We start from the raw sequence: 18,433 nt of genomic DNA, 5'->3' as shown, positions 1-18,433 counted from the left end.
GTCCCCTCAGATTTGCGACGCAGTTGACACGGACGCCTCCGGCGGTTTGCCGGATTGCGTCCCCATCTGTTGCGTAACCTGAGAGTTTCACGCCGATATGCTGGCGCTTTCTCCGTCGGTGGGCCGGGGGCGTCTGCACCCGACCGCTCTCCAGATCGTCGATATGCCCCGGGTTTTGGGGCGCGGCTGGCACGGTTCCTGATGCCTGAGAGTTTGTTGGGGCGTTTGCTCCTTCGGCGGCAGGCGAATCAGCCTGCGCTCTCCCATGTCAGCCTATGCGACTGAGCGCGATATAGGGGCTGTGTGGGCGTTCGGTCAATGGATTTGATTGCACGATTGCTTGCGCTCATCGTGAGCGTGCCCGGCCCGCCACATGGGCCCGTTTTTGCCAGCGGGCAAAGGCCGTGGCCATTGCCAGAGCGTTGCGGTATCAGGGACGGGTTGCCCCGTATTTTCCCCTGATCCAGCTGCCGGATTGATCGTTGATGAACGCCCCGACCCTTTTGTTTGAGGACACGCAGGATGCGCCGGTTTTGCGCGTCGCCGGGCGTTTGGCGATTGAATATCTTGAGGATATCGAGCCGGAGTTTCACAAGATCACAACGGCTGCACCCCGCCTGCGTGTCGATCTCGATGGGCTAGAGGCGCTGGACACCAGCGGGGCGTGGCTGATCGCGACCCTCAAGACCCGCCTTGAGGCCCAAGGTGTCAGTGTCGAGTTGATCGACGCCTCGTCCAACCGCATAGCCCTGATCGACACGGTGCAGGAGGCGCTGCCCAAAGAGGACGACAACGCCCAACCTGAGCGCGGGATCATCGCGTGGGTGGCCAGCATTGGAGCGGCCACGGCGGCCATGGGGGCGTCGGCCCTGTCGCTTGCGAGCTTTCTGGGCGAGGTTCTGTCCCGCTTTTTCTACGGCGTGGTCCGTCCGCGCCGCTGGCGCACGGCGGCCCTTGTCAGCCAGATGGAGGAGACCGGGTTTCACGCCATTCCCATCGTGATGCTGATGAGTTTCCTGATCGGGATCGTGCTTGCCTTTCAGGGGGCCTCGCAATTGCGCCAGTTCGGAGCGGAGGTGTTCGTCGTCGATCTGATCGCCATTTCGATCCTGCGCGAGTTGGGCATTTTGCTGACCTCGATTATCGTGGCGGGCCGGTCCGGGTCGGCCTTTACCGCCTCTATCGGGTCGATGAAGGTGCGCGAGGAACTCGATGCGATGCGCACCCTTGGCCTTGATCCGATCGAAGTGCTGGTGCTGCCTCGTGTCATCGCGCTGGTCATCATGCTGCCCATTCTTGGCTTTATCGCCAATATCTCGGGCCTCTTTGGCGGCGCATTGATGAGCTGGATCGAGCTGGGCGTGAGCCCGAGCATGTTCATCACGCGTCTGCAGGAAAACACCGACATCTGGCATCTGATCATCGGCATGATCAAGGCGCCCTTCTTTGCCGCCATCATCTCTGTGGTCGCCTGCTGGCAAGCCATGCAGGTCAAGGGATCGGCGGACAGCGTGGGGCGTCACACCACCACATCCGTGGTGCAATCCATTTTTCTCGTGATCGTGGCCGACGCCGTGTTCTCGATCTTTTTCTCGGAGCTGGGGGTATGAGCGACAGCCCGGCCACCCGGCCCGACCGCGAGGCGGTGATCACCGTGCGGGGGCTGCGGAACCAGTTTGGGCCGCAAGTGGTGCATGACAATCTCGATCTGGACGTCTGGAAGGGCGAGGTGTTGGGCATCGTCGGCGGCTCGGGCACCGGCAAATCCGTGCTGTTGCGCACCATTGTGGGCCTCAACCGTCCTGCTGCGGGGTCGATCAACGTGCTGGGGGCGGATGTGCTGAACGGCACGCGCGAGGAACGGTTGGCCGCTGAAAAGCAATGGGGCGTCGCCTTTCAGGACGGGGCGCTGTTTTCATCGCTCACCGTTTTGCAGAATGTCGAAGCGCCGATGCGCGAGCATATGAAGCTGAGCCCGGCGCTGATGAAGGCGCTGGGCGAATTGAAGATCAGCCTTGTGGGCCTGCCGCAACTGGCCTGTGGCAAGCTGCCCTCGGAACTGTCGGGCGGTATGCGCAAGCGCGCCGCGCTCGCGCGGGCATTGGCACTGGACCCGGCCATCGTTTTTCTGGACGAGCCGACTGCCGGCCTCGACCCCATCGGGGCGGCGGCCTATGACGAATTGATCAATGAACTCAAACGGTCGCTGGGGCTGACGGTGTTTATGGTGACCCACGATCTCGACTCTCTTTATGCAATCTGCGACAGAATTGCAGTGCTTGCCGAAAAGCGGGTGCTGTTCGAGGGGCCGATCGAGGGGATGACAGAAATCGACCACCCATGGGTGCAGGAATACTTTACCGGACCGCGCGCCCGTGCGGCCCAAGAGAAAACCTGAGGAAGGCTGCCGCCAGTTATGGAAACCAAAGCCAACTACGTTCTGATCGGGTTGTTCACCTTGGGGGGAATCCTTGGCGCGCTTGGGCTTTTGCTGTGGCTGGCCAAAGTCGAGGTTGACCGCCAATACGCATATTACGACATCCTGTTCGAGGATGTGTCGGGCCTTGGGTCGGCCAGCGACGTGCGATACAATGGTTTGCCCGTTGGGCAGGTGGTTGATCTCGATCTGGACGAGGTGGATTCTTCGAAAGTGCGGGTCCGCATCGAAGTGGCCGCCGATACGCCCGTGAACACAGAAACCGTCGCCAAATTGCAATCCCAAGGGGTCACAGGCGTCAGTTTTGTCGGCCTGTCCGGCGGGTCGGAAACCTCTGCCGCCTTGCCAAGCAATAGCGAAATCCCGTCCGAACGCTCTGCCTTGCAGTCGGTGTTCGAGGGCGCGCCCCTGGTCCTCGACCGGGCGGTCGAGTTGCTGGAAAACGTCAATGACGTGTTTGACCCGCAAAACCGTGAGGCGGTGGCGACGCTGTTGGAAAACCTGTCCTCTGCCTCGGCCCGCATTGATACGGTGCTGACGGATTTTGAATCCCTGTCCGGCGATCTGGGATCGGCCGCCCGCGAGATTGCGGATTTTACCGACCGGCTGGATACGCTGGCTGACACGGCGGAAACCACGCTGACCACGGCCACGACCACTCTGGAGACGACCAACGACACGGTGGCCCGTATCGGGACGTTCACGGATGAAGATCTGGTTCCGCTGGCGGATGATCTGCGCACAGCAACGCAAACTGCGACCCGGGTGATCGAAGAAGTCGGCAGTGACGCAAGCGAGATTGCCGCGCGCATTGATGAACTGGCCCTGAGGGGCGGCACGGTGCTGGAGAGTGCGAACGAGACACTGGCGACGGCGAACCAGACATTCACGACGGCCAATGAGGCCATCGAGGGCATCACGTCTTTCACCGACAACAATCTGGTGCCGCTGTCGGATGACCTGCGCACAACCACCCAGACCGCCAATCGGGTCATCACCGAAGCGGGGGGCGAGGTGCAGCGGATTGCCGGGCGGATTGATGATCTGGCGGATCGCGGGGGTGTTGCGCTCGATTCCGCTGCCGTTGCACTGGATGATGCGCAGATCACCATCCGGGATGCCCGCACCACTGTTGCACGGGCCAATACCTATATCGACGAACAATTGACCCCGCTGACCAGCGATTTGCGCACCACGGCCCAGACGGCAAACCGTGTCATCGACGAGGTGGGCACGCGCGCAAATATTGTGGCTGACCGGTTCATCACCTTTGCCGATGATGGCACCGCGCTGATCGCGACGGCGGACAAGACCTTTACCAATGCCGATGTGACCCTGGCGGCTGTATTCACGGCGATGGAGGATGCATCCGTTACCCTCGCCTCGGCCAACAAGACGTTCGACTTGGCCAATCGCATCATCGAAAACGACGTCGAGGGTGTGATCAGTGATCTGAGTGGCGCGGCCAAGGCGCTGACCACGACGGTCAACAAGGCGGCGGAGAACATCGATATCGTTTCGGAAAAAGTGGTGGCTGCATCGACGTCTGCGGCCAACCTCACCGCGTCCCTTGAACAGGTGGTGCGCAACAATCAGCGTCAGCTTTCGGATTTTCTGCGGCTGGGCCTGCCTTCGGCCCTCAGGTTCACCGAAGAGGCCCGCAGCCTGGTTGTGAATATCGAGCGGTTGGTCAACAGGATCGAACGCGACCCGGCGCGCTTTTTGCTGGGCACTCAAAACTCAAGGTTTGACCGATGAAGATGTTTGTAAAACCATGGCCGCTGGCTTTGATCTGTCTGGTGTTCATGCCGGGCTGTGCGGCCTTGTCCGGTCTGACGGCGGCGAGTGTTCCGAACGAGTTGTACGTTCTGACCCCCAAAAGCACGTTTGACGCTGATCTGCCGCGCCTGCGCTATCAGATTGCGGTGCAGGAGCCTACGGCCACGGCATCGGTCGATACCGACCAGATCGCGGTGCAACCGACGCCCCTGCGCGTGCAGTACCTGCCGGAGGCCCGCTGGGTCGATCGCGCGCCGCTGATTGTCCAATCGCTGATGATCGAGAGTTTCGAGAATTCGGGCCGTGTGCCTGCGGTGGGAAGCTCGGCCATTGGTCTGCGCGCGGATTTCCTGATTGTCACCGACATTCGCGAGTTTCAGGCGATTGTGCCGCCGGGAGATTCCGACGCACCGCTTGAGGTGGATGTGCGTCTGAACATCAAGGTGGTCGACGCGTTTTCGGACCGGATCATCGCGTCCCGGTCGTTTGAAGAGGTGGCGCAGGCCGCATCTGATGAGGCCGTTGACGTGACGCTGGCCTTTGATCTGGCCCTTGGGGATACGTTGCGCGACGCGGTGGAGTGGAGCATTCGCGAAATCGCCTCTTACGGTGCGCCGCGGTTCTGAGGGTCAGGCGCTGACGCCCGCGCTTTCCAGCAGTTGGACGCCGTTGATTTTCCACCCGGCCTCGGTTTCGAGCATCCGGTAGTCGAGCACGTGCACGCGCCCCTCGCTGTCCACGATCTGCACTTTTTGCCAGAAGCTGCCGTTTTCCTCGCGCAGTTCGAGATATGTGACCTCGCCCGGGCGCCAGACCATGGGATAGCCCTGTGTGACCATGCGCCCGAAATTTTCCGGCGTCTGGAAGATGCCTCGGATGTTGGGGGAAGCGAATTCGAAGGCCTGGGCGAAGTTGTCGGTCTTGAACGCTTCGAGCTGCTCTGAAATTACACCTTCGATTTCAGTGCCTTGCGCCCATGCGGCGCCCGCCATGCTGGCAGCCAGTGCGACGCCCATTATCCAATTGCGCATGTGTCATCTCCCTCTTTGCAAGGAAGATGATAGTGCCGCCGTGCGTCGCGCCAAGTCTTGGCTGTTGCGTGAGGGTTAGCCGACGAGCGTGCCTGCCAGAGCATGATCGATCAGCGCGATGGTTTCATCGAGCCCGTAAAGCGCGATGAAGCCGCCGAAACGCGGGCCCTGGCTTGCGCCCAAGAGCACTTCGTAGAGGGCTGTGAACCATCCCCTGAGCGGGTCAAAGCGGTCGCGGCCTACAGCGTAGACCACGGATTGCAGCGCCTCGTCGTCCATGGCACCGTCATAGGCGGCCAGTTCTGCGCGCAGGGCCTCAAGGGCTTCGCGTTCTTGATCTGTGGGCAGTCGGTAGGTTTTGGTCGGCTTCACAAAGTCATTGTAATAGCGCACTGCAAAGCCGACGGCCTGATCCATGCCGGGATGCGTGTCGGGCCCAGTGTCCGGTGCATAGCGCTGGATGAATCCCCAGAGCGTGTCCTTGGTTTCGGCACTGCTGACCGAAGCGAGGTTGAGCAGCATCGAGAACGGCACCACCATGTCACTGGCAGGTACGTCGCCGCCATGGATATGCCAGACAGGGTTGTTGAGTCGTTGCGTGTCGTCCTGACCCGCATAGGCGCGCAATTGTTGGTGGTATTCGTCCACGGCCTTGGGGATCACGTCGAAATACAGCCGTTTGGCCGTCTTGGGCTTTTGATACATGAAGTAGGACAGCGACTCGGTACTGGCATAGGTTAGCCATTCATCGATGCTGATGCCGTTGCCCGAAGATTTCGCAATCTTCTGTCCCTTGTCGTCGAGAAACAACTCGAAGCTGTAATGTTCAGGCGGGCGCGCGCCGAGGGTCCGGCAGATCGCGTCATAGATTTTCTCGTTCGTGGCGTGTTCTTTGCCATACATCTCGAAATCGACGCCGAGAGCGGCCCAACGGGCGCCGAAATCGGGCTTCCACTGGAGTTTGACGTTGCCCCCGGTGACAGGCAGCGTCCATTCCTTGCCAGTCTCATCGTCAAAGGTGACCGTGCCGTTCTGCGCGTCCACGTGTTTCATGGGCACATACATGACCCGGCGGCTTTCGGGATGCAGGGGCAGGAAGATCGAGTAGGATTGCTGGCGTTCCTCGCGCAGGGATTTCAGCATGATCTTCATCAGGTCGTCGTATTTTTCCGCGCATTTCAGCAGAATCTCGTCAAATTGCCCTGAGGCGTAGAACTCGCGTGCAGAGACGAATTCGTAGTCGAACCCGAACGTGTCGAGAAACCGGCGCAGCATGGCGTTGTTGTGATGGCCAAAGCTTTCATATTTTTCGAACGGATCGGGGACGTCCGTGAGCGGGCGCTGCAGGTGCTGTTCCAGCCGTTCCGGATTGGGGACGTTGCCCGGCACTTTGCGCAAACCGTCAAGGTCATCGGAAAAGCAGACCAGTTTTGTGGGGATGTCCGAGATTTCCTCGAATGCCCGGCGCACCATCGTGGTGCGCAACACTTCGCCGAAGGTGCCGATATGGGGCAGGCCGGACGGTCCGTAGCCGGTTTCGAACAGCACATACCCCTTTTCAGGCGGCGCTTTCTCGTAGCGTTTGAGCAGCTTTCGTGCCTCTTCAAAGGGCCACGCTTTGCTTGTCATCGCACTGTCACGCAAACTCGACATAAGGTATTGTCCCAATTCATGTCCTGCCGCCCGTCGCGGAGGGCAATTCGACGCGCCCTGTTGTGCGCATCATCCCGCCGCTACCTATTGCGAGGGGGGGCAGCCGTCAATATTGAGGGGGTGCCGAAGTGGAAAGGAAGACCGATGTCCGAGACCGAACAGCTGAGCCTGACGCCGCAGGACGCCCTTGTGGCGGTGATGATCGCCATTTCGGCGTCGGATGAGGACATCCGCACCGCTGAACTGGTCAAGATCAATTCGGCCGTGAACCATTTGCCGATCTTTGCGAGCTACGATCCTGACCGCATGAACGTGGTGGCGCAGACCGTGTTTGATCTATTCGAGCAGGAAGACGGGCTGGATGCCCTGTTTGGCCTTGTCCGGGAGGCGCTGCCGGATCGGCTGTATGAAACCGCCTATGCCCTGGCCTGTGACGTGGCCGCAGCGGATGGGACGCTGGACGAGACGGAACTGCGTCTGCTGGAAGAGATGCGTTATGAGCTGGAGATTGACCGGTTGCATGCATCGGCCATTGAGCGCGGTGCGCGGGCGCGGCATTTGACCGTGTAGCCACAGCCCTTGGCCCAAGAGGCCCTATGCGCGGTGCGCGTTTTGCCAGGCGGCATTCATGATCTTGCGCGCCGCGTCGGCGTCGGTGGCGATGCCGTCAAGATCCATGAGGGCGACGAGGTCGCTTGCGTCATTCACAATATTGCCGCTCAGGAATATTTGTGCGCCGGGGTTGCTGATCCGCAGGGCGAGCACCAGCTTGGCTAGAGCCGCGGCGGAGTGTCCGCCTGCCGCAGACAGGCCGATGACCGTGCAGTCGAGGTGCGCGATTTCGTCGACCAGCGTGTCATGGTCCTTGCCGATTTTCAGATCGATGTCCCAGCCTTCCTTGCTGAACAGATCGCGTGCCATGCGTATGCCCAGCACGTGGGTTTCGCCCGGGACGGTCGCAAAGACGGCGGATTTCACTTCGACGGGCCAACGCGGAGTGAAAAGGTGGCTGAGCCCGCGCATGATGGAATAGATGCGACTGGTGCCGACTGTGACCTCGACAAAGGACACATGATCATCCGTCCACCATTCGCCCAGGCGGTAGGCCGCCTGCGCGAGGTAGGCGAGGTAGACGGCCTCGAGGCTGGCCCCATCTTCGCGGACGTCCTGAATGAAACGTGCCCCTTCCTGATCGTCGTCTGAAATGAGCGCGTAGGCCAGTTTTTCCACCCGTTCCGGGGAGGGGGCGTTGATCGAGTCGCCGCTGACTTGGCCACGCGATTTGATGCGGTTCAGGATTTCCTCGACGATGCTGCCAATTGAGTCCTCGGGCAGTTTCGCCTTGAGACTGCGCACGTCTGTGTGCGTCTTTTGATAGACATCACTGGAAAACTGTCGGGTCGTGTCCATCATGTCCGTGATCCCCGCCGCCGAAACAGGGCCGAATCCGGTGATCGGACCGTCGCCTGAGTGCATTGCTGACGTTAGGGCAGTGCGCCTCAATATGTCAACTTTAGTTTACATACCTGTTGCCTGTTGCCCGGGCAGAGCGCACGACCCCATGACCCCTCATTAACTCCTCGTTGATACTTCCCCTCTCCGAACAGGCCGGACCTCCGGCCCCTGCAAAAAGGGATGTATGGATGAACAAGGCGATCACTGATGGCGTGCTGCTGATGCCGCCGGCCTTTGCGAACGGTCTGGATGTTTGGTCGAGCGGGGATGGGACGCCGGGCTCTGACACCTATCTCAATGCGGCCAATGCGGCCTTTACTCCCGCCGATCAGGATTTCGGCGGTTGTCTGGAATTGCAGAAGACAGAGACATTTACGCGGGTGCGATACATGGGCGAAACGCCCTTGCTACCCGGCTGCTATCTGCGCGTCACCGCCCGGATCAAGGCGATCAGCGGCAGTTTGCCCGAGGTGCGCATTTCGGGCTATGCGGCGCGCGGTGACGGATCGGAAGTCACCGGTGTGACCACGAATGCGAATGTGCGCACTTTGACCAGCTACGGTGAGGTGGTCGAAGTGTCCGCCATCGTCGGGGCGGGCAATCGCGGCGGCGTGGACATGGTCTGGGGCTCTGAGCCGGTTTATGGCCATTTCGGCATCACACTGTCCGGCCCCAATGGCGGCATCGTACGTCTTGATGACATCGAGATCGAAGACATCACCTCGGTCTTTCTGCGCGACATCGTGTCGAGCGTGGATGTGCGCGACTTTGGTGCCGTGGGTGACGGGGTGACCGATGACAGCGACGCCTTTGACGCGGCCAATGCGGCGGCGGCGGGGCGCACCATTCTGGTGCCTGCCGGGACGTTCCGGTTGGAAAAGGACGTTGCCCTTGATCATCAGGTGAAGTTCGAGGGGCAGATTGATATGCCTGTCGACAAGATGTTCCTGCTGCGCAAGAGCTTTGATCTGCCCACCTACATCGAAGCCTTTGGCGACGAAGGGGTCGCCTTTCGCAAGGCGTTTCAGGCCCTGTTGAACAGTTCGGATCACGATAGCCTGGACCTGGGTGGTCGTCGGGTGCAGGTCGATGGCCCCATCGATATGCAGGCCGCCGTTCCGAACCGGGACCAGTTCAACACCCGCCGGGTGATCCGAAATGGGCAGATCGAGGCCGTCGGCGACAACTGGGACACTGTGGTGACGACCAGCCAGGCGACCTACAGCACCTCCAACACGCGGACGCTGACCAACGTGACCAACGCGGCCAATATCGAGGTCGGGTCACTGGTCGAGGGCAATGGTGTGGGCCGTGAAATCTATGTGCGCGAGGTCAATGTCGCCGCACAGGAAATCACACTGAACGCGCCGATCTTCGATGCGGTTGGCACGCAGAACTACACCTTTCGACGCTTCCAGTACCTTGTCGATCTGAGCGGTTTTTCCAAGCTGTCCAAGTTCAACATGAGCAGCATCGAGTTCCAGTGCAACGGCAAGTGCAGCGGCATCATGCTGGCCCCGGCAGGGCCGACATTCGAGCTTCAGGAGTGCTTTATCAGCCGCCCCTTGGATCGCGGTCTGACCTCGATTGGCGGCGGGTGTCAGGGCATCCTGATCGACCGGTGCCAGTTCCTGTCCACCGAAGAAAGCGAGACAGTGGATCAGCGCACATCCATCGGGCTGAACGTGAATTCCAACGACGCCAAGATCCGCGATTGCCGGGCCACGCAGTTCCGTCATTTCATCTGTGCGGCTGGGCAGAACCACTTGATCATGGGCAACCACTTTTTCCAGGGTGACGGTGTGTCGGGCGGAATTCGCACGGCGGGCATTGTCCTTCAGGACAACTTCACCGCCAGTGTGATCAGCGGCAACTATGTCGATAACTGCTTTATCGAGTGGACAAATGAGCGTGACCCCACACCGCAGTTTACGGCCGGGTTTTCGTTCAGCTCGTTCAGCCTGACCGACAACGTGTTCCTGGCCAGCGATGTGGCCGACTGGTTCAGCTATCTGGTGGTCAAACCCCACGGATCGGGGCATTTCCTGAATGGCGTTTCGGTCACCGGCAACCGCTTCCGCTGTATCAACGGGACGATGACCCGGGCCGAGCGTGTCGACACCAGCTTTGCCGATCTGAACCACGATCGAAATCGCTCTGTCTATTTCGAGGGCAATTCCTATCACAACGTGGAAGAGCAGGCCTCGAACCCACTGCTGGTGGCCCATGATCAGAACACCAACGCCAAGATCTGGACCATCGACACCAACAAGCAGCTGCCCTTTGAGAGCTTTTGCCAGTTCGTGGACTCGGTTGCCTTGACCGGAGACATCCGCAACACGTCCAACGCCCGCGTCTATGAAAACCCTGTGGGCAAGGGCCGGGTGGGCGCAAACGAGGATCAATTCACGCTGGAGTTCGCCTCGACCGTGCGTGGCCAGATCCGTGCCATGGTGCGCATGGACAAGGACTGATCATTGCTGCCGGGCGGGTGCCTGAACCTGCCCGGCGTCAAAAGTCGCGCCACAAGCCCAGTTTGAGCGCGACAATCCCTTCTTCGGATTCGACGCCAAGCTGGTAGCGCGTCGACCCCTCGGGTTTGGGCCGCCAGATCAATGAGGGCGCCAGAGTGGTCGCCTGATCGATCTCCGACCGGCTCCAGAACACCTGCATCATGACCTGGAAGTGATCTGACAGCGTGAGCCCCACCGTTCCGTCCACTTTGAATGTCGCCTCTTCGCTTTGGGTTTCCCACTCGACCGCTGTGTCGAGCGTTACCCATCCGGATTTGCCCCACACCGTGACTCCACGCCCAAAGCTGAGGCCCGCACGCACAAGGGGGACCGTTTCACTGCCAAAGGTGCCGCCCACCCCAACCTCGTAGGCCAGTTTGTAGGCCCGGTCGCCGGTCGGGATCGGCTTGCGCAGGAAAATGAATGCGGTGCCGTCGCCGGGTTGGCCCGTTGTCATGTCCATCGCCATGTCCGCCTTGAACCCAAGCGTCAGCTTGGGACGCAGCCCGTGTTCGACATAGATCGACCCGTCCACGCGCTGGTCCTCGTCCACCGTTGCCCCGAAGGACAGGAACGTCTTGCCCTCATCGCGCATCCACGCCCCCGCCCCGGCGGGCAGGGGCAACAGCAGAAGAGCGAGCAGCAAGGGGAGGCGCATCCAGTGCGGTCCAAAATGGTTAATCGAACCTGACTACGACCGCATCTTGGTTAACATTCCGTTAGGATGCACTCGCCAACGGGCTCGTGCGGATTATCTGTCTGGCCATGGAATTGCTGGTCGAAAACGTTCAATCCTATCCGCGTCCACCCGCCCTTGAGCCTGTGCCGCAGCGGGTGCGGGTGATGCTGGGGGGTGCGGTGATTGCCGATACGACTTCCGCCCTGCGCGTCCTCGAAACCCATCATGCGCCCAGCTATTATCTGCCGCGGGCAGACGTCACCTGCGCGATTGCGCCCTCGGCCGGGTCGTCCTTTTGCGAATGGAAAGGGCGCGCGGCCTATTGGACGCTGACGGCGGGTGGCGTGGTGGCCGAGGCGGCGGCTTGGAGCTATCCCAAGCCGGACGCGCGCTTTGCGCCCCTCAAGGATCATCTGGCCTTTTATGCAGCGCGGATGGAGGCCTGTTTTGTCGGCGCCGTCCGGGTTTTGCCGCAGCCGGGCGACTTTTACGGCGGCTGGGTCACGCCGAACCTGGAAGGCCGGATCAAGGGCGGGCCGGGCACGCGGCACTGGTGAAACGCAGTTGTGCCGATGAATTCGGGCGAGCGACGCGACCTTCTAGGCCACGCGGCTGAGCAGAACCATGGCGAGCAGGGCGCAGGCGAGCCCGGCATATTCCCGGAAATGCAGCGCCTCGTCGAACCAGAGCGCGCCGATCAGGGCCAACGCCAGCAGGGTGATCATGGAATAGGCGACACCCGCCTGCACCAGCGTGACGTGCTGCATGGCAAAGAACCAGAACAGCGCCGAAATGGCATAGAGGACGCAGCCCAGCACGACGAGGCCGGACCACATGTGCTGGTTTCCGTCGGCGGCATATTTGATGGCAGTGTCGCCGATGATCACGATCATGGCGGTGATGAGGGTAAAGCCGAAGCCGAAGAGTAAATGGGTCATGAAATTCGCCTTTTTTGAATGCGCGATGCGGATCTTGAGGCGGTGCTGAAATGTAATGGACGTCAGGTTAGACCACCCGGACGTGTGGGCGTAGTGGGGTATTCCGGACCCCTGCCTGCATGTGTGGATTGAGGGTGTCCCACGCTGGGACAGGTATGGCCCTCATATAAATCAAGGGCTTACAGAGGCGATTTAGCCCTTTGTTAACCTTTGGCCTCAGGTCAGCGGGGCTGCCGTGCAGGCGCGGAACTGCTGGACGGGGCCCGCCGCGCCGTCGAGCGAGACCGTCGCCGCATTGGTCGCGGTGAAGGCGGTGGCGGAGATGTTGAACTCGAGCCCGTCCAGCACGTTGCCAAAGCCGGAGTCCGTTACGGTGAGGGTCGGGCCGTCCGTCTGATGCCGCTGGGTCGAGATGATGCCCGCGCGCGGCCCGTCAAATCGGATGGAAAAGGCGGGGGCTGTGGGCCAGTTCTGCGGCGTTGTGACCTTGATCGCATAGAGGCTGGTGGTGTGGTCATAGGTGACGGTGACCGCGGCGCTCGCCTCGGTGTGTGTGAGGGTGCAGATGGGGGTTGGGGTGAACTCCCACGCGTGGGCCGGGGTGGTGAGGAGGAAGAGGGGGAGGATGTGGCGCATGCGGTCAAAGGTAGTCCGGTTGATGCGTCAGGCCAACGGTGACTGTTGGAGCGTAGGGCGGCGCCCGACCTGGGTGGGCGCTTTGGTTCAGTTGGTTTGCTGGATGGCTTTGAAGCCTGGATGTGGGATGGGTGGCTGGTGACATCGACAATAGTGCCCTCCCGGGGGGAGGTCGGGCGCTGCCCGGCGGTGCCGCCGGGCGATATGCGCCACCAAGCCGAGACCTAGTACCTAAACCCGCACGAGCAGATTTACCCGTTTACTCTAAGTCCGGAAAAGCAGGCACAAACTCTCCTGTTTCGTTTTGAATGAATAACTCTTTTAAGTCATAGGATGCTGTATCTTGTGTTAATTGCCACTCAGAAACGATTTGACCCCATTCTGACAAAAGAAGAGCCTTCGACTCTTGGTCTGCTACGTAGATTTTAGGCGTTGAAGCAACACCTTTGGTGTCTATTCCGGTCCAAACCTGCATTCCGCCTTCCGCTGACGGGTAACCCAGCGGTGCAAACTGAAAAGAAGCCAATTGATCAAAAATCGTATCGCGTTGAAGATCGAACTGATTCTCGATAGCCGCAGCAACTTTTCTGTTTGACTCCTGCATCGCACTATCAATCGCAGTGTTTAATTGAAAACGGATTTCTGACGCGCTATGTTTTTGAATTGCAAAGTTTCCTGCTAAAATCGCAGCAATCAAAAACCCAATGCCCAAAAAAAGAGTTCCATAAGTGATTTTATGCTTATCGTTTGCTTCAATAGAGGACAGGCGTTGCAGCACGTCCTTTTCAAAATCTGTTGCCGATCTATTGCTCCCACAACCAACCTAGGAGAGTATGGCGGCGACCATCAAACATATCAACACTATCGTGCAAAGACTCCAAAAAACAGTGCGACTAGGTTGTATCCTACGCGAACGTTCTATTCGATCAAGCGTTTCGAGAATATCGGCTTTTGCGTCTGACATGGTCTCATCCTTAACACGGATCAACTGATTGTTAAATTGATGGCACGAAACAGTTATCGAAGTGTTAACTACCGCCCCCGCCGCTTCACATTCCCGCCGCGTTGCCCAGCCCGGCCCGCCGTACTCCGACCGCTCGCCTTCTGCGCATCGCCCACGGCCTTTTCCACCGCGTATTGCCGCGCCAGAGGGTCATCCGCCACGACCAGATCCACCGCTTCCAGCCGTTTCACCTCGTCCCGTAGCCGTGCGGCCTCTTCGAATTCGAGGTTCTCGGCTGCTTTGCGCATGTCGCTGCGCAACCCGTCCAGCACCGTTTGCAGGTTGCCGCCCGCCATCCCGGGGTCGATCTTGGCGGTGACGCGGGACTGGTCGGTGTCGCCTTTGTAGAGGCCTTTCAGCACATCCTCGACGTTCTTTTTGACCGTGGACGGGGTGATGCCGTGTTCTTCGTTATAGGCCATCTGCTTGGCGCGGCGGCGGTCGGTTTCGGCCAGTGCGCGCTCCATCGACCCCGTCACCTTGTCGGCATACATGATCACCCGCCCATCGGCGTTGCGTGCGGCGCGCCCGATGGTCTGCACCAGCGAGGTTTCGGAGCGCAGGAACCCTTCCTTGTCCGCATCCAGGATCGCGACCAGACCGCATTCGGGGATGTCGAGCCCCTCGCGCAGCAGGTTGATCCCGATCAGCACGTCGAAGGCCCCGAGGCGCAGGTCGCGCAGGATTTCGATCCGTTCCAGCGTGTCGATGTCGGAGTGCATGTAGCGGACTTTTATGCCCTGTTCGTGCATGTATTCGGTCAGATCCTCGGCCATGCGTTTGGTCAGCGTGGTGCAGAGCGTGCGCATGCCGTTGGCGGTGACGCGGCGCACTTCGTCCAGCAGATCGTCGACCTGCGTGCCGACGGGGCGGATTTCGACCATGGGGTCCAAGAGGCCCGTGGGGCGGATCACCTGTTCGGTGAAGACGCCGCCCGCCTGTTCGAGTTCCCATGAGGACGGGGTGGCCGAGACGAAGACGGATTGCGGGCGCATCGCATCCCATTCCTCGAATTTGAGGGGGCGGTTGTCCATGCACGACGGCAGGCGGAAGCCGTGTTCGGCCAATGTGAATTTGCGCCGGTAGTCGCCTTTGTACATGCCCCCGATCTGGGGGACGGAGACGTGGGATTCGTCGGCAAAGACGATGGCATTGTCGGGGATGAATTCGAACAGGGTCGGGGGTGGTTCGCCCGGGGCGCGGCCCGTGAGGTAGCGCGAGTAGTTCTCGATCCCGTTGCAGACGCCTGTGGCTTCAAGCATTTCGAGGTCAAAGTTGGTGCGCTGTTCGAGCCGTTGTGCTTCGAGCAGTTTGCCCTCGTTCACGAGCTGATCGAGGCGGATTTTGAGCTCTTCCTTGATCTTGATGATGGCCTGGGACATCGTCGGTTTTGGCGTCACATAGTGGGAGTTGGCGTAGACGCGGATGTGTTCCATCACGGCCGTCTTTTCCCCCGTCAGGGGGTCGAATTCCGTGATGCTTTCCAGTTCTTCGCCGAAGAAAGACAGCCGCCAGGCCCGGTCATCGAGGTGGGCGGGGAAGATTTCGAGCGCGTCGCCCCGGACCCGGAAGGTGCCCCGGAAAAACGCCTGATCGTTGCGTTTGTATTGCTGGGCGACGAGGTCGGCGATGACCTGGCGCTGGTCGTAGGATTTGCCAACCTTGAGGTCTTGCGTCATCGCGCCGTAGGTTTCGACCGACCCGATGCCGTAGATGCAGGAGACGGAGGCCACAATGATCACGTCGTCCCGTTCCAAGAGCGCCCGCGTGGCGGAGTGGCGCATGCGGTCGATCTGTTCGTTGATCTGGCTTTCTTTTTCTATGTATGTGTCCGAGCGCGCGACATAAGCTTCGGGCTGGTAGTAGTCGTAGAAGCTGACGAAGTATTCGACGGCGTTGTCGGGGAAGAACCCTTTGAATTCGCCGTAGAGCTGGGCGGCCAGCGTCTTGTTGGGGGCAAGGATGATGGCGGGGCGTTGAGTTTCCTCGATCACCTTGGCCATGGTGTAGGTCTTGCCGGTTCCGGTGGCCCCCAGAAGCACCTGATCGCGGTCGCCGGCCATTACACCTGCGCTCAGTTCCTTGATGGCGGTGGGCTGGTCGCCTGCGGGCTGGAATTCGGTGTTCATGCGCAGCGGCTGCCCGCCTTCGAGCTTGAGGCGGGTGCGGACATCTTCGGCCGGGTTGGCAAGGAAGGTGTCGGTGGAATCGGTGTGGACATGGGGCATGGTGCTAACTTGGCTTTAATGGAGGCGCATGCAAGGGTTTGCGGCAGGCTGCTGTCAGGAAGTGGCAGGAGTGAAGAGCGCCATGGGCGTGTCCATGCCTTTGAGCCGTTCGGTTGCGATGTGGCGGGTTGGGGTGCCTGCCATGTCGGCCACGGTTTGCGAGATCAGCACGGACTGGTCCAGCCTGTCGCAGCAGGCCTCGACCCGGGCGGCGATGTTGACGGATTTGCCGAGGACGGTGAAGTCGATGCGGGCGCGGGCGCCGACATTGCCATACAGCACCTCGCCGTAGTGGATGCCGATGCCAAAGGAGACGGGCAGGGCGGCCAGTGCGGCAATCCCGTGGGCGGCATGGGCGGCGGCCATGGCCTGACGGCAGGCGCGCTGGCGGCCCTCGTCCGTTCCGTCGCCGGGAAACAGGGCCAGAACGCCATCCCCCATGAACTTGAGGATCTCGCCCTCGTTGTTGTCGACGGCGTCCGAGATGACTTCGAAATAGCGGTTGGCGATGTCGAGCGTTTCGGCGGGGGGCCGCGCGGCGTTGAGGGCGGTCCAGCCGCGGATGTCGGAAAACAGGATCGCGGCCTCGATGGTTTCGATGTCGCCGCGGGTGATCTGGCCGTCCAGCACCCGCTGACCCGTGCGGGCGCCGAGATAGCTTTTGGCGATGGCGGCGGCCAGTTGGTGGTTTGCATGGGCCTCGACCACCGGAGTCAGCACGGCGGCAAGGTGGTCGAGGCCGGATATCTGGTCATCTGAAAACCCGCCCGTACTGTTACAGACAAAGACGATCATGCCCAGACTGCCCCCGGCAAAGTGCAGCGGCAGCCCGTAATAGTCGGTGCCGCCGCGCTGTTGGATTTCGTGCAGCGACACGTGGTCATCCGCGCCCAGCACGCCTGTCAGGCGGCGGCGATAGGGGTGGCCCGTGCGCGCGATTTCAGCCAGCGGGCTACCTGCATAATCGGATCGCGCCTCAAGCCCGTGCGCGGTTGTGATGGGCTTGATCGGCGCGGTGTTGGCCTCCCAAATCACGCTGAGTGCGGCGGTGAGGGGATGTGTGGTGCGAAAGCTGATCCGCACACGCATCATCGCGGTGCCATCCGCGCGCAACCGCGCACCCAAACCGTCCACCAGACCCTGCAGATCCAGCATGCGGCCGTGGGAAAGCAACCAGTCCACATGAGGCGAGGGGTCAAACATGATCACCATTATGGACGAAGTCGGCGATGAGGCAATTCGCATCTTGCGAGGGGGCCTCGAATTGTCGATATAGTTTGGCAGTCGTTTCAGGAGTGTTCCCATGCGCGCACGCATCTTTCAGCCCGCCAAGACTGCCATGTCCTCGGGCACGGCCAAGACCAAGCATTGGGTGCTGGAATTCGCGCCATCCTCTGCCCGGTCGGTCGATCCGCTGATGGGCTGGACCTCGTCTGACGACACGCAGGCGCAGGTGCGCATGACCTTTGACACCAAAAAGGCCGCGCAGGAATATGCCGAACAACACGGCATCGACGCCGTGGTGCAGGACCCCAACAAACGCCGCGCCAACATCCGCCCCGGCGGCTATGGCGAGAATTTCGCAACCGGCAGGCGCGGGGCATGGACGCACTGAACGTCAGCCGGGACTCGCCTGACACTGCGGATGTGAAGGCGTTGCTGATGCGCCATTTCGCGTTGATGCGCGCCGGTTCACCCGAAGAAAGCTGTCATGTGCTGGAACCCGACGCCCTTCTGGAGCGAGGTGTCGCGCTGTATGCCGCGCGCGACGGGGACACCATTCTGGGCGTTGGCGCGTTGGCGCAGCTTGACCCCGATCATGGTGAGTTGAAATCGATGCACACCAGTGCCGAGGCGCGAGGGCGCGGCGTGGCCCGCGCGATCCTTGCCGCCCTTCTGGATGCGGCCCGGGCCCAGGGCATGACCCGCGTCAGCCTTGAGACCGGCAGTGCCGAGATGTTTGCCCCGGCCCGCGCGCTATATGCCGCGTACGGGTTCACCAACTGCCCGCCCTTTGGCAGCTACATCCATGATCCCCTGAGCGTTTTCATGACGCGGACGCTTTGAGGTACTTGCCCCGT

The 18,433-nt window shown here is 60.7% G+C and carries 18 protein-coding genes and 2 riboswitches; of the genes, 9 read left to right on the top strand and 9 right to left on the bottom strand.

The genetic code is table 11. The features are described 5' to 3' along the window. Positions 1–56 precede the first annotated feature (56 nt). A riboswitch (glycine riboswitch) is annotated at positions 57–164 on the bottom strand. Between the two features lie 18 nt (positions 165–182). Then, a riboswitch (glycine riboswitch) is annotated at positions 183–276 on the bottom strand. Between the two features lie 209 nt (positions 277–485). The 4 genes from Q1A89_RS10330 to Q1A89_RS10315 are packed head-to-tail and all read left to right on the top strand — an operon-like array spanning position 486 to position 4,842. After that, the gene (locus Q1A89_RS10330; RefSeq protein ID WP_299727240.1) at positions 486–1,610 is read left to right on the top strand and encodes an MlaE family lipid ABC transporter permease subunit; all 1,125 of its coding nucleotides are present in this window, start codon (positions 486–488) and stop codon (positions 1,608–1,610) included. Continuing rightward, positions 1,607–2,398, top strand: a complete 792-nt coding sequence (locus Q1A89_RS10325; RefSeq protein ID WP_299727237.1) for an ATP-binding cassette domain-containing protein — start codon at positions 1,607–1,609, stop codon at positions 2,396–2,398. The genes Q1A89_RS10330 and Q1A89_RS10325 overlap by 4 nt, the downstream gene beginning before the upstream one ends. 18 nt (positions 2,399–2,416) lie before the next feature. Continuing rightward, positions 2,417–4,195 (top strand): MlaD family protein, encoded by a 1,779-nt coding sequence (locus tag Q1A89_RS10320; RefSeq protein ID WP_299727234.1) that lies wholly within the window; start codon positions 2,417–2,419, stop codon positions 4,193–4,195. Beyond that, positions 4,192–4,842 (top strand): ABC-type transport auxiliary lipoprotein family protein, encoded by a 651-nt coding sequence (locus tag Q1A89_RS10315; protein ID WP_299727231.1) that lies wholly within the window; start codon positions 4,192–4,194, stop codon positions 4,840–4,842. Before Q1A89_RS10320 ends, Q1A89_RS10315 begins: the two co-directional genes overlap by 4 nt. Before the next feature lie 3 nt (positions 4,843–4,845). Here Q1A89_RS10315 and Q1A89_RS10310 read toward each other — a convergent pair whose 3' ends face one another. Continuing rightward, positions 4,846–5,247 (bottom strand): DUF4864 domain-containing protein, encoded by a 402-nt coding sequence (locus Q1A89_RS10310; protein WP_299727228.1) that lies wholly within the window; start codon positions 5,245–5,247, stop codon positions 4,846–4,848. Positions 5,248–5,322: 75 nt separating this feature from the next. Further along, positions 5,323–6,900: a lysine--tRNA ligase gene (locus Q1A89_RS10305; protein ID WP_299727225.1), complete on the bottom strand. Its 1,578-nt coding sequence runs from the start codon at positions 6,898–6,900 to the stop codon at positions 5,323–5,325. Positions 6,901–7,044: 144 nt separating this feature from the next. On the opposite strand from Q1A89_RS10305, the gene Q1A89_RS10300 reads away from it, so the two are divergent. Continuing rightward, positions 7,045–7,470, top strand: coding sequence for a tellurite resistance TerB family protein (locus Q1A89_RS10300; RefSeq protein ID WP_299727222.1), 426 nt, complete (start codon positions 7,045–7,047; stop codon positions 7,468–7,470). 24 nt (positions 7,471–7,494) lie between these two features. On the opposite strand, the gene Q1A89_RS10295 is transcribed toward Q1A89_RS10300, so the two are convergent. Then, complete coding sequence (locus tag Q1A89_RS10295) at positions 7,495–8,376, bottom strand: cobalamin-dependent protein (RefSeq protein WP_299727219.1); 882 nt, start codon at positions 8,374–8,376, stop codon at positions 7,495–7,497. 167 nt (positions 8,377–8,543) lie between these two features. Between Q1A89_RS10295 and Q1A89_RS10290 the strand changes: the two genes are divergently transcribed. Continuing rightward, positions 8,544–10,829 carry a glycosyl hydrolase family 28-related protein gene (locus tag Q1A89_RS10290; protein ID WP_299727216.1) on the top strand — a complete coding sequence of 762 codons (2,286 nt, stop codon included), beginning with the start codon at positions 8,544–8,546 and terminating at the stop codon, positions 10,827–10,829. Positions 10,830–10,866: 37 nt separating this feature from the next. On the opposite strand, the gene Q1A89_RS10285 is transcribed toward Q1A89_RS10290, so the two are convergent. Next, on the bottom strand, positions 10,867–11,514 hold the full coding sequence (locus tag Q1A89_RS10285) for a hypothetical protein (RefSeq protein ID WP_299727213.1): 648 nt from the start codon (positions 11,512–11,514) through the stop codon (positions 10,867–10,869). A gap of 119 nt (positions 11,515–11,633) precedes the next feature. Here Q1A89_RS10285 and Q1A89_RS10280 point away from each other — a divergent pair, with 119 nt between their 5' ends. After that, positions 11,634–12,104: a DUF427 domain-containing protein gene (locus tag Q1A89_RS10280; protein WP_299727210.1), complete on the top strand. Its 471-nt coding sequence runs from the start codon at positions 11,634–11,636 to the stop codon at positions 12,102–12,104. A 42-nt stretch (positions 12,105–12,146) separates the two neighbouring features. Here the strand turns inward: Q1A89_RS10280 and Q1A89_RS10275 are convergent, their stop codons facing one another. The 5 genes from Q1A89_RS10275 to Q1A89_RS10255 form a co-directional block, all read right to left on the bottom strand. Next, the gene (locus Q1A89_RS10275; protein WP_299727207.1) at positions 12,147–12,485 is read right to left on the bottom strand and encodes an EamA family transporter; all 339 of its coding nucleotides are present in this window, start codon (positions 12,483–12,485) and stop codon (positions 12,147–12,149) included. Positions 12,486–12,701: 216 nt separating this feature from the next. Beyond that, positions 12,702–13,121 carry a hypothetical protein gene (locus Q1A89_RS10270; protein ID WP_299727203.1) on the bottom strand — a complete coding sequence of 140 codons (420 nt, stop codon included), beginning with the start codon at positions 13,119–13,121 and terminating at the stop codon, positions 12,702–12,704. 259 nt (positions 13,122–13,380) lie between these two features. After that, positions 13,381–13,899 carry a hypothetical protein gene (locus Q1A89_RS10265; protein ID WP_299727200.1) on the bottom strand — a complete coding sequence of 173 codons (519 nt, stop codon included), beginning with the start codon at positions 13,897–13,899 and terminating at the stop codon, positions 13,381–13,383. Positions 13,900–14,153: 254 nt separating this feature from the next. Further along, on the bottom strand, positions 14,154–16,352 hold the full coding sequence (gene uvrB / locus Q1A89_RS10260; RefSeq protein ID WP_299727197.1) for an excinuclease ABC subunit UvrB: 2,199 nt from the start codon (positions 16,350–16,352) through the stop codon (positions 14,154–14,156). Positions 16,353–16,406: 54 nt separating this feature from the next. Next, a complete protein-coding gene (locus tag Q1A89_RS10255; RefSeq protein ID WP_299727194.1) occupies positions 16,407–17,555 on the bottom strand; it encodes an adenylate/guanylate cyclase domain-containing protein in 1,149 nt (382 codons plus the stop codon). Positions 17,556–17,655: 100 nt separating this feature from the next. On the opposite strand from Q1A89_RS10255, the gene Q1A89_RS10250 reads away from it, so the two are divergent. Both Q1A89_RS10250 and Q1A89_RS10245 read left to right on the top strand, forming a co-directional pair. Beyond that, entirely contained in the window at positions 17,656–17,967 is a 312-nt protein-coding gene (locus tag Q1A89_RS10250) for an ETC complex I subunit (RefSeq protein ID WP_299727191.1), read from the top strand. Beyond that, the gene (locus Q1A89_RS10245; RefSeq protein WP_299727188.1) at positions 17,955–18,419 is read left to right on the top strand and encodes a GNAT family N-acetyltransferase; all 465 of its coding nucleotides are present in this window, start codon (positions 17,955–17,957) and stop codon (positions 18,417–18,419) included. The genes Q1A89_RS10250 and Q1A89_RS10245 overlap by 13 nt, the downstream gene beginning before the upstream one ends. Positions 18,420–18,433 lie beyond the last annotated feature (14 nt).

Origin of the sequence: uncultured Tateyamaria sp. (assembly GCF_947503045.1) — a bacterium.
Lineage (GTDB): Bacteria > Pseudomonadota > Alphaproteobacteria > Rhodobacterales > Rhodobacteraceae > Tateyamaria.
Note: the sequence above shows the minus strand (reverse complement) of the source record. Positions and strands in the feature narration are given on the sequence as shown.

Bases quoted from the DNA above. Each gene is read 5' to 3' on its own strand.
- Q1A89_RS10320 (WP_299727234.1), top strand. From the start codon at position 2,417: ATGGAAACCAAAGCCAACTACGTTCTGATCGGGTTGTTCACCTTGGGG.
- Q1A89_RS10270 (WP_299727203.1), bottom strand. From the start codon at position 13,121: ATGCGCCACATCCTCCCCCTCTTCCTCCTCACCACCCCGGCCCACGCG.
- Q1A89_RS10325 (WP_299727237.1), top strand. From the start codon at position 1,607: ATGAGCGACAGCCCGGCCACCCGGCCCGACCGCGAGGCGGTGATCACC.
- Q1A89_RS10305 (WP_299727225.1), bottom strand. From the start codon at position 6,900: ATGTCGAGTTTGCGTGACAGTGCGATGACAAGCAAAGCGTGGCCCTTT.
- Q1A89_RS10275 (WP_299727207.1), bottom strand. From the start codon at position 12,485: ATGACCCATTTACTCTTCGGCTTCGGCTTTACCCTCATCACCGCCATG.
- Q1A89_RS10255 (WP_299727194.1), bottom strand. From the start codon at position 17,555: ATGTTTGACCCCTCGCCTCATGTGGACTGGTTGCTTTCCCACGGCCGC.
- Q1A89_RS10310 (WP_299727228.1), bottom strand. From the start codon at position 5,247: ATGCGCAATTGGATAATGGGCGTCGCACTGGCTGCCAGCATGGCGGGC.
- Q1A89_RS10330 (WP_299727240.1), top strand. From the start codon at position 486: ATGAACGCCCCGACCCTTTTGTTTGAGGACACGCAGGATGCGCCGGTT.
- uvrB (WP_299727197.1), bottom strand. From the start codon at position 16,352: ATGCCCCATGTCCACACCGATTCCACCGACACCTTCCTTGCCAACCCG.
- Q1A89_RS10250 (WP_299727191.1), top strand. From the start codon at position 17,656: ATGCGCGCACGCATCTTTCAGCCCGCCAAGACTGCCATGTCCTCGGGC.
- Q1A89_RS10300 (WP_299727222.1), top strand. From the start codon at position 7,045: ATGTCCGAGACCGAACAGCTGAGCCTGACGCCGCAGGACGCCCTTGTG.
- Q1A89_RS10290 (WP_299727216.1), top strand. From the start codon at position 8,544: ATGAACAAGGCGATCACTGATGGCGTGCTGCTGATGCCGCCGGCCTTT.
- Q1A89_RS10315 (WP_299727231.1), top strand. From the start codon at position 4,192: ATGAAGATGTTTGTAAAACCATGGCCGCTGGCTTTGATCTGTCTGGTG.
- Q1A89_RS10245 (WP_299727188.1), top strand. From the start codon at position 17,955: ATGGACGCACTGAACGTCAGCCGGGACTCGCCTGACACTGCGGATGTG.
- Q1A89_RS10295 (WP_299727219.1), bottom strand. From the start codon at position 8,376: ATGCACTCAGGCGACGGTCCGATCACCGGATTCGGCCCTGTTTCGGCG.
- Q1A89_RS10280 (WP_299727210.1), top strand. From the start codon at position 11,634: ATGGAATTGCTGGTCGAAAACGTTCAATCCTATCCGCGTCCACCCGCC.